13 protein-coding genes and 1 riboswitch are annotated in these 14,277 nt (G+C 64.0%); of the genes, 7 read left to right on the top strand and 6 right to left on the bottom strand.

The features are described 5' to 3' along the window. Positions 1 to 114: 114 nt before the first annotated feature. From ACS8YF_RS16045 to ACS8YF_RS16025, 5 genes are all read right to left on the bottom strand, one after another. Positions 115 to 549 (bottom strand): hypothetical protein, encoded by a 435-nt coding sequence (locus tag ACS8YF_RS16045; RefSeq protein ID WP_440851158.1) that lies wholly within the window; start codon positions 547 to 549, stop codon positions 115 to 117. 163 nt (positions 550 to 712) lie between these two features. Further along, a complete protein-coding gene (locus ACS8YF_RS16040) occupies positions 713 to 877 on the bottom strand; it encodes a hypothetical protein (RefSeq protein ID WP_440851157.1) in 165 nt (54 codons plus the stop codon). 142 nt (positions 878 to 1,019) lie between these two features. Further along, entirely contained in the window at positions 1,020 to 1,814 is a 795-nt protein-coding gene (locus ACS8YF_RS16035) for a MerR family transcriptional regulator (RefSeq protein WP_440851156.1), read from the bottom strand. Positions 1,815 to 1,910: 96 nt separating this feature from the next. Then, positions 1,911 to 2,567 carry a 3,4-dihydroxy-2-butanone-4-phosphate synthase gene (gene ribB, locus ACS8YF_RS16030; RefSeq protein ID WP_440851155.1) on the bottom strand — a complete coding sequence of 219 codons (657 nt, stop codon included), beginning with the start codon at positions 2,565 to 2,567 and terminating at the stop codon, positions 1,911 to 1,913. An 85-nt stretch (positions 2,568 to 2,652) separates the two neighbouring features. Further along, a riboswitch (FMN riboswitch) is annotated at positions 2,653 to 2,803 on the bottom strand. Between the two features lie 132 nt (positions 2,804 to 2,935). Beyond that, complete coding sequence (locus ACS8YF_RS16025) at positions 2,936 to 4,051, bottom strand: ferritin-like domain-containing protein (protein ID WP_440851154.1); 1,116 nt, start codon at positions 4,049 to 4,051, stop codon at positions 2,936 to 2,938. A gap of 601 nt (positions 4,052 to 4,652) precedes the next feature. Between ACS8YF_RS16025 and tkt the strand changes: the two genes are divergently transcribed. The 6 genes from tkt (at position 4,653) to ACS8YF_RS15995 (ending at position 12,275) form a co-directional block, all read left to right on the top strand. Further along, on the top strand, positions 4,653 to 6,653 hold the full coding sequence (gene tkt, locus ACS8YF_RS16020; RefSeq protein WP_440851153.1) for a transketolase: 2,001 nt from the start codon (positions 4,653 to 4,655) through the stop codon (positions 6,651 to 6,653). 43 nt (positions 6,654 to 6,696) lie between these two features. Further along, a complete protein-coding gene (gene gap / locus ACS8YF_RS16015) occupies positions 6,697 to 7,707 on the top strand; it encodes a type I glyceraldehyde-3-phosphate dehydrogenase (protein WP_440851152.1) in 1,011 nt (336 codons plus the stop codon). A 329-nt stretch (positions 7,708 to 8,036) separates the two neighbouring features. Continuing rightward, positions 8,037 to 9,215 carry a phosphoglycerate kinase gene (locus ACS8YF_RS16010; RefSeq protein WP_440851151.1) on the top strand — a complete coding sequence of 393 codons (1,179 nt, stop codon included), beginning with the start codon at positions 8,037 to 8,039 and terminating at the stop codon, positions 9,213 to 9,215. Between the two features lie 9 nt (positions 9,216 to 9,224). Continuing rightward, the gene (locus ACS8YF_RS16005; protein WP_440851150.1) at positions 9,225 to 10,073 is read left to right on the top strand and encodes an AAA family ATPase; all 849 of its coding nucleotides are present in this window, start codon (positions 9,225 to 9,227) and stop codon (positions 10,071 to 10,073) included. 20 nt (positions 10,074 to 10,093) lie between these two features. Then, positions 10,094 to 11,278: a vWA domain-containing protein gene (locus ACS8YF_RS16000; protein ID WP_440851149.1), complete on the top strand. Its 1,185-nt coding sequence runs from the start codon at positions 10,094 to 10,096 to the stop codon at positions 11,276 to 11,278. Between the two features lie 280 nt (positions 11,279 to 11,558). Beyond that, positions 11,559 to 12,275, top strand: a complete 717-nt coding sequence (locus tag ACS8YF_RS15995; protein ID WP_440851148.1) for a SanA/YdcF family protein — start codon at positions 11,559 to 11,561, stop codon at positions 12,273 to 12,275. Positions 12,276 to 12,283: 8 nt separating this feature from the next. On the opposite strand, the gene ACS8YF_RS15990 is transcribed toward ACS8YF_RS15995, so the two are convergent. Continuing rightward, positions 12,284 to 12,931 (bottom strand): TetR family transcriptional regulator, encoded by a 648-nt coding sequence (locus ACS8YF_RS15990; protein ID WP_440851147.1) that lies wholly within the window; start codon positions 12,929 to 12,931, stop codon positions 12,284 to 12,286. Positions 12,932 to 13,047: 116 nt separating this feature from the next. Here ACS8YF_RS15990 and ACS8YF_RS15985 point away from each other — a divergent pair, with 116 nt between their 5' ends. After that, positions 13,048 to 14,274, top strand: a complete 1,227-nt coding sequence (locus ACS8YF_RS15985) for an efflux RND transporter periplasmic adaptor subunit (RefSeq protein ID WP_440851146.1) — start codon at positions 13,048 to 13,050, stop codon at positions 14,272 to 14,274. Positions 14,275 to 14,277 lie beyond the last annotated feature (3 nt).

Raw genomic sequence — 14,277 nt, 5'->3', positions numbered from 1 at the left:
GGGGCAGGAAATGCAGGTCGCGTCGTTGTGGCATGACCGGGCCATGGTGCCCGGATGAATCGCGGCCGACTCGATAGTCGGCGGCGGGTGTACTCCTGGCGGGCTCCTCGCGGATCAGCTTGCGGTGTCTGTCGCCGCGGCCCGGCGCGTCCGCGGGGCGATGTATGCGTCGATCAGCCGGGCCACCTGCGGTGCATGGGTGGCCATCGCCCAGTGGCCGGCATCGATCTCGTCGATCGTGAGATCGTCGACCCGGGCTTTGGTGCCCGCCACCAGGCCGCGGCCGAAGAAGGGATCTCGAAGTGGCACGATGAAGTGTGCCGGCACGGTCGCCGGTCGTTGTCGCGACCGGGCCAGTCGCGGCCCGATATTGGCGCGATAAAGCTTGATGCCGTGCCGGCCGTCCTCGCGCCAGGTGGGCGCGACCGCGAGCGTTTCGCCTTCCAGGCGCGCCAGCGTGGCCGGCCAGCGCCGGGCCGGCACATAGCGCCAGCCCAATGGCGCGAGCCAAGGGAGATCAAACGCGCCGATATACCAGGAACGTCGCATCTGGCGCAGCAAGGCGCCACGGTCGCGACGCCACTGCCCGCGCAGGCCGTGACCGACATGAGCTTGGCCAGTTCGTAGGCAGAAACCGCGCCCGGCCGGTCCGAACGACCTGCGCCGCCGATGTCGTAGCGCACGCAGTGGTAGCGATCGGCCAGCTGCGCGATCAGGCGACCCCATACGCTGGCCGTGTCCGGATAGCCATGCACGAACCCAGGGTCGGCCGGCTCGGATCGCCATCGGTATAGCAGGCCAGGCGCACGCCCGCGCCGGTGACCACCGCGTCCCGTGCGCGTTGTTGGCGCGTGATTTCAGCGCTCTTTTCGGGCATGACTTGGAACGATGTGACGGTTGCATCAGTAAATGTCATAAAGAGCGGGCGGACGCAACGCTTCATGGCGCGCCGGGCGGCGTCGCCTGTCCCATGATCAGCGGGCCGCGTATGCGGGCCGCCGGTGCCGGCGGCCCATGGGCTATTCGGCGTCGTGCAGATGGTCGAGCACCTGGGCGAGACGATCGCCCAGGTGCTGGTCCGCGGCTTTCGCCATGGCGCGGGCGACTTCCGGCAGCACGGCCATTTCCACCAGTGGCCGAAGACGCCAGATCAGATCGGCGAGCTCCGGCATATCGTCGCCCGGCGGGAGCTGGCCCTCGCCGTAGCGGTCGAAGACATGATGGGCGACCAGGCGGACCATGGCATCGGAGGCCTGCTCGACGTTCTCGCGCAACTGGGCGACCACGTCGAGCATGTCCTCGAGCGGGATGCCGGCCGCGACCAGTTCCGCGCCGGCGTGCAGCATGCGGGGGCTGGGCACGCGGTAGCGCATGCCCTCGGGGCGGATCACCTCGAGGGCGACTGCCTTGTCCAGTGCCCGTTTGGAGAACTGGCCGCCGAATTTGCGCAGCAGCTGCGGCATGGTCAGATAGTCGGGCAGTTCGTCCGTCCAGGGGCTGGCGACCGCGGTTTCCAGACCCAGCAGATGGCCGATATCGTTACCCGATTCCCAGCTTTCGATCAGCTCGCCGATATTCGACAGCGTGTAGCCACGTTCCAGCAGCCGATTGATGATGCGCAGCCGCGACAGATGGGCATCGTTGTAGATGCCGCGGCGGCCGCGCCGTTCCGGCGGCGGCAGCAGGCCACGATCCTGATAGGCGCGGATATTGCGTACCGTCGAACCGGTTTCGCGTGCCAGCGCATCGATCGAGAATTCCTGCGGTGTCTCGTTCGGGCTGTTGCTGTCGAGAGCGATCGAGGAGCTGTTCATCCTGCCAAGGATAGTCCTCGGCCCGGATCGCGTCACCCGCGGTCGCGCCGTCGTCGGCCGCGGATGCGCGACATGGCGTTCAGGTCGGCAGCCGGATCAGGCGCATTCGCGGGTCCGTGCCAGTCGGGCCTCGCGGTAGCGCGCGATCTCGTCGATGGTCAGAACCGGCATGTCGTGGCGTGCGGCATAGCGCTCGATCTCGGCGTTTCCGGCCATGGTGCCGTCATCGTTCATCAGCTCGCAGAGCACGGCGGCGGGGCGCATGCCGGCCAGAATCGCGAGATCCAGCGAGCCCTCGGTGTGCCCGCGACGGGCCAGTACGCCATCGTCCACCGCCCGCAGTGGAAAGACGTGGCCGGGGCTGACGATGGCGCCGTGATCGCCGCCGAGTGCTTCCAGCGAGGCAGCGATCGTGCGCACGCGGTCGGCGGCCGACACGCCGGTCGTCACGCCGGTGGCCGCCTCTATGCTCACGGTAAAGCCGGTGCGGTTTTTCGACTGGTTGTTGTTGACCATCTGGGGCAGGCCGAGCGCGTCGATTTCGGCGCCGGGAAAACACAGGCAGACGATGCCCGAGCCATCGCGGATCATCTTGACCATGGTGTCGACCGACAGGTTCTCGGCCGCGGCCACGATGTCGGCCTCGTTCTCGCGATCGCTATCATCGAGCAACAGAACCGGGCGTCCGGCGCGATAGGCCTCGATGGCGGCGGCGAGCCGCGGGAAGCCGTGGAATTCGTTGGATGCTGACATGAAACGTCCTCTTGTCATGGAGTCAACGTTTCAGGGCTAGGCGAGAGGGCTCGCGCCGACGCACCGATTGCGCCGGACTGCCGCCACGCGTCTTCTTTCATCCGGACTGTGACCGTCGGCTCTGGATTCTGACCAGATCTGCTGACCTTCCAACGGGAGTCGGAAGCGCTCGTGGGCTCGGCTGCCTGTGCAGCCCTACCACCGGTGGGGAATTGCACCCCGCCCTGAAGACCATTGCAGCATAGCCGATCGCGGGGCCGGCGAACAGGGTGTGTCTCGTTCGCCCGCGCCCGCCGTTGGCATCGCAAGGCCCCGGCAAGGGCCGGGGTTGTCGGTGGGACGACGCGCCCGTGCGGGTCGCGGCGGCTTCAGCTGCTGTTATCGGCGCTCATGGACAGCGCGCTGTGCCCGGGTATGTTGGTGCCGTTCGGGAAAAAGCCGCCCTGGGACACCTGGGCAGCGGTGGCATAGGCGATGTTGTGCACCTGCGCGATGGTGCGGTCATAGGCGAGCCCGTTAGCGTCCGTCGGCACGATATTGCTCGCCGCGTACAGGCTGCCGTTGATGCTGACCATGCCATTGGTCTCGCCCACGGCCTGGTTCTTGCCGATGCCCTGGTCGTCGTTGGCGGCCACCGGCGGTTGACCGTTGGCGTAGTCGGCGCTGACATTCGAATTGCCATCCACACTGTCGCGCACGCCCGAGATATTGTCCGTGAGGTCGCTGAACGCGGTGTTGCCGTTGTTGTAATCCGCCGCCGTGAGGAAGGTACGAACCAGCCCGGCATGATAGGCCTCCACGGCAAGAATGCCCGCGGCGGCATCGAGATAGGTGCGGCTTTTGAGGAACGGCGCGCCGCCATGATAGGCCGTGACCCCGACATCCTCGAAGATAAAGGCGCCGAGCAGGAAGTTCTCGGGGCTTGAGAACGGGTCGAAGTTGGATACGCCGATCAGGTTGCCGAGCGCAGCGAAAGAGTTCTTGAGATCGATCGCCGGAGCGGAAGCCGCATGCGTGCCCAGCGCCGCGCGCAGGAACTGCACGTGATGCAACTCATCCTGGGCGATCTCCGCCGCGTATTGGCCAATGAGTTTATTGCTGCTGAAATCCACTTGTGGCGATCCCTTGATGATCACCATGCCCGGATTGTTGCCCCGGTCGCTGTCGGCCAGTCCGTTGCCGGTCACGGCCCGCAGGTAATACTCGGCTTCGAGATATTCGAGATTCAGCGCGAAGTTGAGAATGGCTTCGTCGGGTGGGCCGCCCACATACACATTATTGTCGCTGGTCGCGGCGACCGCTTTGTTGCTGTGGTCGTTGCAGGCGCCCAGGAGCGCACTTCCGACCAGGCCGGCGGCATACATGCCGCCATGGGCGAGAAATCGGCGGCGGCTTCGGCCGGGCGTCACGCGCGGGGCGGGATGTTCGCTCGCCCCAGTCCCGGCAGCGGTTTCCTGGATGTCGGCATGTCCTGATTTTTTCATGATATTTTTTCCTGTGTCGGCGAGGGCGTGCAGGCACCCACGGGCCGAGTCGAAGCCGGGCCGTTCGGATGCTTTTTTTGTCTGCGGAACATGCGGGGACGCTGCAGACTCAATAAGCAACTACGCGGATTCGGGAAAATAGATGCTTATACAAAGAAATGGCCGTAAAATTCCTTGAATTGACACGCAGAAAGGGCTTGGCGCGCGGTTGAAGGCCTTTTGTTATGAGTTGTAACTACATCCGGGGCGCGTCGAATAGGCTGCCCCTTGGTCCGGCGCAGCGCCCGGTCAACGAGTGGACGACGCGATTGCTTGCGCGCCCGAAGCAGTAGTGTCTAGCCTGCCTTCGTTTTTTGCGCTCATTCGCGTGCGGAGGCAGAATGCTTCTGCTTATTCGGCCGGGTGCGTGTCGGACACAACCCGGGACCGGGTTGCGCAGGCCGGCTTGAATGAGGGATCGTGCCGCCTTCGAACGGGCGGGCTTGCGATAAGGCCGCACACTCTGCCCACGCGTTTGTGCGCTCATCGTCAATGTTGCCGATGCGGTCGTCTTTAATGGACAATGACCAACCTTTGTCAAGCCGTACTCGGGATGGTTGCAATGCCCTCACGACGAGATCTCGCCAACGCGATTCGTATTCTGGCCATGGACGCCGTCCAGAAAGCCAACATTGGACACCCCGGTATGCCGATGGGCATGGCCGATATCGCGGAAGTGCTGTTCAACGATCATCTGAAGTTCAATCCGACCAATCCGGACTGGGCCGATCGCGACCGTTTCCTGCTGTCCAACGGCCACGGCTCGATGCTGCAGTACGCCGCGCTGCATCTGACCGGCTACGATATGTCGCTGGACGACATCAAGAACTTCCGCCAACTGCATTCGCGGACCCCGGGCCATCCGGAAAACACCGAAACGCCGGGTGTGGAGACCACCACGGGCCCGCTCGGCCAGGGGCTGGCCAACGCGGTCGGGATGGCGCTGGGCGAAGCGGTGCTGGCTTCCCAGTTCAACACGGTCGAGCACAAGGTGATCGATCACCGTACCTACTGCTTTGCCGGTGACGGCTGCCTGATGGAAGGCATCTCGCACGAGGCCTGTTCGCTGGCCGGTACGCTGGGGCTGGGCAAGCTCATCGTGTTCTACGATGACAACGGCATTTCCATCGACGGCGAGGTCAAGGGCTGGTTCACCGACGATACGCCGGCCCGCTTCGAAGCTTATGGTTGGCAGGTGGTGCGCAACGTCGACGGCCACGACGCCGGGGAAATCAACACCGCGATCGAGACCGCCAGGAAGGAAACCGCCAAGCCCACGCTGATCTGCTGCAAGACCGTGATCGGTTACGGTTCGCCTCACATGAAGGGCACCGCCAAGGTCCACGGCGCGCCGCTGGGCGACGACGAAGTTGCCGCGACCCGCAAGGCGCTGGGCTGGGCGGACGAGACGCCGTTCCATGTGCCGGACGATATCTATGCGGCCTGGGATCACCGCGATGCCGGCGCCGCCGCCGAGAAGTCCTGGAAGGATGTGCACGACGCCTACGTGAAGGCAAACCCGGAATTGGCCACCGAACTGGATCGTCGCCTGTCCGGCACAATGCCCGCCGACTGGGAAGCCGGCATCGCCCAGCTGATCGACGCGATGCAGTCGGATGGCAAGCGCACGGCGACCCGCAAGTCCTCCAAGGCAGTGCTGGGCGCGGTATGGAACCTGTTGCCGGATCTGTTCGGCGGTTCGGCCGATCTGTCCGGTTCCAACGGCACCGATTTCGACGGTCACAAGGCCGTCACGGCCGCTGATTACAACGGCAACTATGTCTACTACGGCGTGCGCGAATTCGGCATGTCGGCGATCACCAACGGCCTGAGTCTGCACGGCGGCTTCGTGCCGTTCGGCGCGACCTTCCTGACGTTCTCCGACTACGCTCGCAACGCGGTGCGCATGGCGGCGCTGATGAAGTCGCGCAACGTCTTTGTCTACACCCACGACTCCATCGGCCTGGGCGAGGACGGCCCGACCCATCAGCCGGTCGAGCATCTGGCCTCGCTGCGCCTGATCCCGAACCTGCATGTCTGGCGCCCGGGGGACGACGTCGAAGTGGCCGTTGCCTGGAAGGCCGCCATCGAGCGCGAGGCCGGCCCCTGTGCGCTGGCGCTGTCGCGCCAGGACGTCGATCATCAGGATCGCGATGCCGACACGGTCGCCGCCATCGCCCGGGGCGGCTACGTACTGCGCGATACCGGCGGTGCCCCGGATGCCATCGTCATGGCCACCGGCTCCGAACTGGAACTGGCCGTGGCCGCCGCCGACAAGCTGGTTGGCGAGATCGCGGTTCGGGTCGTGTCCATGCCCTGCGTGGATCTGTTTCGCGAACAGCCAGCGGCGTATCGTGATAGCGTTCTCGACCCGGCGGTTACAGCCCGCGTGGCGGTCGAAGCCGGCGTCTCCGATGGCTGGGTCGGCTATGTCGGCCCGACCGGCCAGGTGGTGGGTGTCGACCAGTTCGGTCTTTCGGCACCGGGGCCCGAGGTCTACAAGGAACTCGGCGTGACCGTCGAAGGCGTTGTCGAAGCGCTCCGGAATCAGGTCAAGGCCTGATTTGGAGCGTACTCAAGTTCAATTCCAAGTTCGAGGAGCGAACATGGCAGTCAAGATTGGTATCAACGGCTACGGTCGCATCGGCCGCAACGTGCTGCGTGCCCTGTATGAGAGCAAGCGCACCGGCGAGATCGAGATCGTGGCGATCAACGACCTCGGCGACGCCAAGATGAACGCGCACCTGACCCAGTACGACACCGCCCACGGGACGTTCCCGGGCGAGGTCAAGGCCGAGGGCGAGGATCTGGTCGTCAACGGCGACCGAATCAAGGTGCTGTCCGAGCGCGATCCGGCCCAGTTGCCCTGGGGCGATCTGGGCGTGGATGTGGTGCTCGAGTGCACGGGTCTGTTTGCCAGCAAGGACAAGGCCAGCGCCCACCTGAAGGGCGGCGCCAGGAAAGTGCTGATCTCCGCGCCCGCCGGCAGCGATCTCAAGACCATCGTCTACGGCGTCAACCACGAAACACTCACCCCGGAAGACAAGGTCGTCTCCAACGCCTCCTGCACGACCAACTGCCTGGCGCCGCTGGTCAAGCCCCTGCACGACGCCTTCGGCATCGAGTTCGGGTTGATGAACACCATCCACTCGTACACCAACGACCAGGTGCTGTCGGATGTCTATCACAAGGACATCCGCCGGGCGCGCAGTGCGACCCAGAACATGATCCCGACCAAGACCGGCGCGGCCGCCGCGGTCGGCCTGGTGCTGCCGGACCTCAACGGCAAGCTGGATGGTTTCGCCGTGCGCGTGCCGACCATCAACGTCTCCTTCGTCGATCTGTCGGCCAATGTGTCCAAGGACGTCACGGTGGAAGACGTCAACAACGTGCTCAAGACCGCCGCCAACGGCGAGCTCAAGGGCGTGCTGGCCTACACCGAGGAAGAGCTGGTCTCGCAGGACTACAACCACACTTCGGTGTCGTCCACGGTCGATTCCAAGCTGACCAAGGTTGCCGGTTCGCGCCTGATCAAGGTCTGCTCCTGGTACGACAACGAATGGGGCTTTTCCAACCGCATGCTGGATACCGCGCTGGCCATGGCCAACGTCGGCTGATCGAACGACGATCGTCAGCACTCGAAAAGACCGGACGCAGTCCGGTCTTTTTTTGGCAAATCTGCCCGCAAAAGAACGCGAATAAATGCAAATAGAGTGGCCAAGCACGCCGCCGCGCTATTGAACATACTGTAGCGTGTTCGCTGAGTATCAACGACCACGGCCTGTGTTCAATCTTTATTGGCGTCCATCTGCGGACTGTGCTTTTACGAACGCGATCTCGAGGTCGCCCAAGGCGGCTTTGTATTCGAGCGCGGTGACGGTTAGATTCCTGATCCTGACCAGGTTGCCCGACGGCGCACCGCCCAATTTCTGAACGAGGACACTATATGACCATGCTATCGATGGACGACGTCGATCTCGCCGGCAAGCGCGTGCTGATCCGCGAGGATCTGAACGTGCCGGTGAAAAACGGCCAGGTGACTTCGGCCGCGCGCCTGCGCGCCTCGCTGCCGACCATGAAAAAAGCCATGGCGGCCGGCGCGAAGGTCATGGTCATGGCCCATCTCGGTCGGCCGACCGAAGGCGAGCCGTCGGCAGAGGACAGCCTGGCGCCGGTGGCGAAATGGTTGTCCGACGAACTCGACCGCGACGTGCCGCTGGCCATCGACTGGCTGGACGGCGATGTCGAAGTCGCGGACGGCGAAATGGTGGTCTGCGAGAACGTGCGCTTCAATGTCGGCGAGAAAGCCAACGACGCAGGCCTGGCCCGGAAAATGGCCGCCCTGTGCGATGTGTTCGTCATGGATGCCTTCGGCACCGCCCACCGTGCCCAGGCCTCGACCGAGGGCGTGGCGCGCTTCGCGCCGGTGGCCTGCGCCGGGCCGTTGCTCATGGCCGAGGTCGAGGCGCTCAGAGCCGCGATGAACGATCCGAAGCGCCCCTTGGTGGTCATCGTCGGCGGCTCCAAGGTGTCGTCCAAGCTCGAGCTTTTGAAATCGCTGGCCACGCTGGCCGATCAGCTCATCGTCGGCGGCGGCATCGCCAACACCTTTTTGGCGGCGGCCGGGCACCATGTCGGCGGCTCGCTCTATGAAGCCGATCTGGTCGATTCCGCGCGGGCGATTCTCGCGGACATCCGCGCGCGCGGTGGCGATATCCCGTTGCCCGAGGACGTGGTCGTGGCCACCGAGTTCTCGGAATCCGCCGCGGCCGTGACGCGCAACATCGCCGATGTGGCCGACAACGAGATGATTCTGGACATCGGACCCAAGGCGCGCGCACAGATGGCAGCCATTCTCAAGAACGCCGGCACCATCGTCTGGAACGGGCCTGTCGGCGTGTTCGAGATCGATCAGTTCGGCGGCGGTACCGAAGCCCTGGCCCAGGCCATCGCCGAAAGCGACGGTTTCTCGATCGCCGGCGGCGGCGATACCCTGGCCGCCATCGAAAAATATGGCATCGGCGAGAAAGTGTCGTATATCTCGACCGGCGGCGGCGCCTTCCTGGAATTCCTCGAGGGCAAGACGCTGCCCGCGATCGCGGCGCTCGAAGCGCGCAGCAAGTAGGCGGGCGTGATGAGCCACCAGTTCGAGGGCACCGAGCGCTACGTCGCGACCGACGATCTCAAGCTGGCCGTGAACGCGGCCGTGACGCTGACGCGGCCGTTGCTCATCAAGGGCGAGCCCGGCACCGGCAAGACCATGCTCGCCGAGGAGGTCGCCGCCGGGCTGGGCAAACCGCTTCATCAGTGGCATATCAAGTCGACGACCAAGGCGGCGCAGGGGCTGTACGAATACGACGCGGTCTCGCGCCTGCGCGATTCGCAGCTCGGCGACGCGAAAGTGCACGATATTTCGAACTACATCGTGCCCGGCCCGTTATGGGATTGCTTCACCGCCGCCGAGCAGCCGGTGCTGCTGATCGACGAGATCGACAAGGCCGATATCGAGTTCCCGAATGATCTGCTGCGTGAGCTCGATCGCATGGCCTTCGACGTTTACGAGACGCGCCAGACCATCGAAGCAAGGCACCGGCCGATCATCATCATCACCTCCAACAACGAAAAGGAACTCCCGGACGCTTTCCTGCGCCGTTGCTTTTTCCACTTCATTTCGTTTCCCGACAAGGACACGATGAAGGCCATCGTCGACGTGCATTTCCCGGGCATCAAGGCGCGGCTGCTGTCGGACGCGCTGGATCTGTTCTTCGATATCCGCGATGTGCCCGGTATCAAGAAGAAACCGTCGACCTCCGAGCTGCTGGACTGGCTGAAGCTGTTGCTGGCCGAAGATATTCCGGCCGCGGCATTGCACGGCGACGCGGACGATGCGCTGCCGCCCATGCACGGCGCGCTGCTCAAGAACGAACAGGATGTGCACCTGTTCGAGCGGCTTGCCTTCATGAGCCGGCGGGCCCGGCGCTAGGCTGGCCCTGAGCCGACCTCATGCTGGTCGAATTCTTCTATGAGTTGCGGGAGGCCGGGCTGAAGCCCTCGGTGACCGAGTTCCTCACGTTGATCGAGGCGCTCGATGCGCACGTTGCCGGCCTGAGCGTCACCCGGTTCTACTATCTGGCGCGAGCGTCGCTGATCAAGGACGAGACCCTGTTCGATCGTTTCGATCAGGTCTTCGCGCATTATTTCGAAGGTATCGCGGCGTTGCCGCTCGACCCGGAAACGGCTATTCCACAGGAATGGCTGGACAAGCGCGACGAGCTGGAACTCAGCGAGGAACAAAAAGCCGAGATCGAAGCGCTCGGTGGCTGGGACAAGCTCATGGAAACGCTCAAGCAGCGCCTGGAAGAGCAGGGCAAGCGGCATCAGGGCGGCAACAAATGGATCGGTACGGCCGGGCGCTCGCCGTTCGGCGCGTTCGGCTTCAATCCTGAAGGTATCCGCATCGGCCAGGATCGCTCGCGTCATCGGCGCGCGGTCAAGGTCTGGGACCGGCGCGCGTTCGCCGATCTGGACGGCGATCGCGAGATCGGCACCCGTAACATCAAGATGGCGTTGCGCCGCCTGCGGCGCTTTGCGCGCGAAGGCGCGGCCGATGAACTGGACCTGGACGCCACCATCCGGGGCACGGCGAACAATGCCGGGCATCTCGATCTGGTGATGCGGCCCGAACGGCGCAATGCCGTCAAGCTGCTGGTGTTCTTCGATGTCGGCGGCTCGATGGACGATCATGTCGCCGTGTGTGAAAACCTGTTTTCGGCGGTGCGCGCCGAGTTCCAGCACCTCGAGTATTTCTACTTCCACAATTTTCCCTACGAAGGCTTGTGGCGGGACAATGCCCGTCGCCGTAGTGAACGTTTCGACACCCAGGATATCTGTCGGACCTTCGATACCGAGTACAAGGCCATCTTCGTCGGCGATGCGACCATGAGCCCGTATGAAATCGCCTATCCGGGCGGTTCGGTGGAGCACTGGAATGACGAACCCGGTGAAGTGTGGCTGCGGCGATTGCTCGAGGCGTTTCCACGGGCGGTGTGGCTCAATCCCGAGCCGCGCCGGCGCTGGGATCACACGTCGTCCGTACAGATGACGCGGGAGTTGATGGCCGGGCGGATGTACGAGCTGACGCCGAACGGGCTGGATGAAGCCGTGGCAGCGTTGTCGCGCGCGCGTTGACAGCCTCTCGCGCTTGCCCGATTCTCGCCACAGATTCGTTGCCAGTGGAGCATGGCGTGTCCGTGAGCCGAGAAACGAGGCGGGCGATGACGCAGGGCCGGGCATTGTGGGCCGCGGCCGGGCGGGCAACGCCCAGCGCGTACATGCCGGGCGAGCCGCTCGCGATTGCGCATCGGGGCGGGCGTGACGGCCCCGTCGGCGCGGCCGCCGCCGTCCTGTCGCTTCGAGGCGAGCCGTTGCCGTGAAGAAACGCGCGGGGCTTCGGTCAGCGACAGACCGGATGCCGGTAGCGGCCGGCGGCGCCCGGCGGCGTCGGCTCGGGTCGGTTCTGCGCTGGACGGCCACGGCCTTGGGCAGTCTGTTGCTGCTGGGCATTGCGGCCAATGCCTGGGTATTGGGGAGTACGCGGGATCGCATCTATGACGATGCGGCACGCCTGCCGGTCTACGATTTCGCCGTGGTGCTCGGCACCAGCCCGTACACGCACACCGGTAATCCCAACGCCCTGTTCAGCAACCGCATGAAGGCGGCGGCCCGGTTGTATCACGCCGGGCGCGTCCGGCATCTACTGGTTTCCGGCGCCAATCCAAGCCGGGCCTACAACGAACCGCGCAAGATGTATCAGTCGCTGCGCCGCCGCGGTGTGCCGGATTCGGCGATCAGCCTGGACTACGCCGGGTTTCGCACCCTGGATTCGATCGTGCGGGCCCGGCGAATATTCGGTTTGCGCGCCTTCGTGATCGTGTCACAGCGATATCACGAGTATCGGGCGCTGTTTCTGGCCCAGCACGAGGGGGTCGAGGCGGTGGGCTATACCTGGCCCGCGGAGGACCGGCGGCAGCCGTTGCGCACCGAGGCGCGCGAGTATTTCGCTCGGATCAAGGCCGTCCTCGATCTGTATGTTCTGCATACGCGGCCGCGCTTCCTCGGGCCCGCGCGGCCGATCGACCTCGGCCCGTCCTCGGCGCGGGGCTATATCGCACACGCCGCCCGATGAGTGTGCCGTCAGCCGGGGGGGGCAGGCCGGCTCCGGGTCGTCACGAACAGGCCGCCGAGCACGGCATCGACCTTGGCCTCCATGCTGTGTTCGATGGAATACAGCCCGGGGTGACGCAGGCTGCATTCATACAGGCCGATCATGAAGGCGATGATCACGTCGGCGGCATCCTCGGCGGTGAGCGGCTCGCGCAGGGGGCAGACCGTGGCGATCTCGCGGCACAGCGACACCAGCACTTCACGACTGTCCTCGAACATGACGCTCAGCATGTGGCCGGTGGCATGTCCTCGTTCTGTCATCTCGCAACGATGAAATACGATATGGCAGACTCGCCGGTGCTGTTCATCATTGGCCAGACGTGATATCCCATGGAGCAGCATTTCGCGCATCAGCCGCATGGGTTCGTCGCCCGGGATGTGTTGTCCGAGGCACTGGCGCAGATCGCGCAACGGCATCGCGGTGCGTTGAACCATGGCTTCGAGCAGTGCCGTCTTGTCCGCGAAATGCCAGTAGATGGCGCCGCGCGTGACATCGGCCCGGCGAGCGATGCGTTCCAGCGACGTCTGCGTGACGCCACGCTCTAGCATCTCGGTTTCGGCCGCGTCCAGAATGCGTGCGCGCGTCTGGGCGGATTCCGTTTTTGTCTTGCGTGCCATGTGCCAGTCCATCCATGCCGCGCGTTTTTTTATCGCGGCGCCCTCCATCTTACATACATACACGAATGTATGTATCATGCGAACGATCAGGGAACCCCATCTCAGGATTCGGCGGTATGCGTAACAATGACTACAACGCGCCTACAGGCGCGCTGGCGCTGCGGGCGCTGATCATTCTGGCAAGCACTCTTGCCGTCACCGCATGCGGCAGCAGTAGCGGTAAAAGTCAGGCGCAGGGGCAACAGCCGCCGCCGACGCCGGTGCAGGCATTGACCGTCAAGCCGCATTCGGTGGATGTCTATGGTGAATATCCAGGGCGGGTTCAGGGCAAACAGACTGCCAAGGTCATCGGCCAGGTGACCGGCGTGTTGCAGGCCAAGCACTATCGCGAAGGGGCGACCGTGCACAAGGGCGACCCCTTGTTCACGATTGATCCCAAGCCGTACCAAGCGACCGTGAACCAGCGCAAGGCCCAGCTGGCCAGTGCCAAGGCCGCTCTGGCCAATGCCACCCGGGCATGGCGCCGCACCCGCAAGCTGTACAAACAGAATGCGGTGAGTCAGGCGACCCGCGACCAGGATCTGTCGACCTACCAGTCGGATAGGGCTGCAGTCCAGCAAGCCAAGGCCAATCTGCAGTCGGCCCAAATCAATCTCGATTACACCCATGTCGATGCGCCTATCAGCGGTGTGACCAGCCTGCGCGATGTTGATCTGGGGTCGCTGGTTACCGCGAACCAGACCCAATTGACCACCATCACCCAGATCAATCCGGTCTATGTCCTGTTCGCGCTACCGGAAAATGACGCCTTTGCCCGCCAGAAAGCACTGCACGCGAGAGGCAAGGACAGCAACAGCGCGTCGATGCGGCAGGCGACGATCATTCTGGGTAACGGCAAGGACTATTCACACAAGGGTGAGGTTGACTTTACCCAGAGCACGATTGATCCGCAGACGGGCACGGTGAGTATGCGTGCGACGGTGAAAAATCCGGACAACCGACTGATGCCCGGCCTGTACGTCAGGGTTCGGGTACGAATCGCAACGCTTTCGAAGGGCATCGTGGTACCAGAAAAAGCGGTCTTCACGGGACAGTCGCGCACGTATGTGTATGTGGCCGATAACGGCAAGGCCAAAAAACGATTCGTGAACCTCGGGCCAAGCGTTGCCAATGGCAGAGTCATCAGCAAAGGTCTGTCCGGCGGCGATCAAGTGATCGTCTCTGGCCTCGGTGCGATCAAGCCGGGCGCGCCGGTAAAGATCAAAAAAAAGTCGGACGACAAAAGCGGCAAGCAGCAAGCGAGCGCTAACCCGGGTCAGGCTGACATGCGCGAGGCGAGCTAGCCC

Origin of the sequence: Salinisphaera sp. SWV1 (assembly GCF_052044155.1) — a bacterium.
Taxonomy (GTDB): Bacteria; Pseudomonadota; Gammaproteobacteria; order Nevskiales; family Salinisphaeraceae; genus Salinisphaera.
The sequence above is the reverse complement of the archived record's forward strand: the minus strand, read 5'-3'. Positions and strand labels throughout refer to the sequence as shown.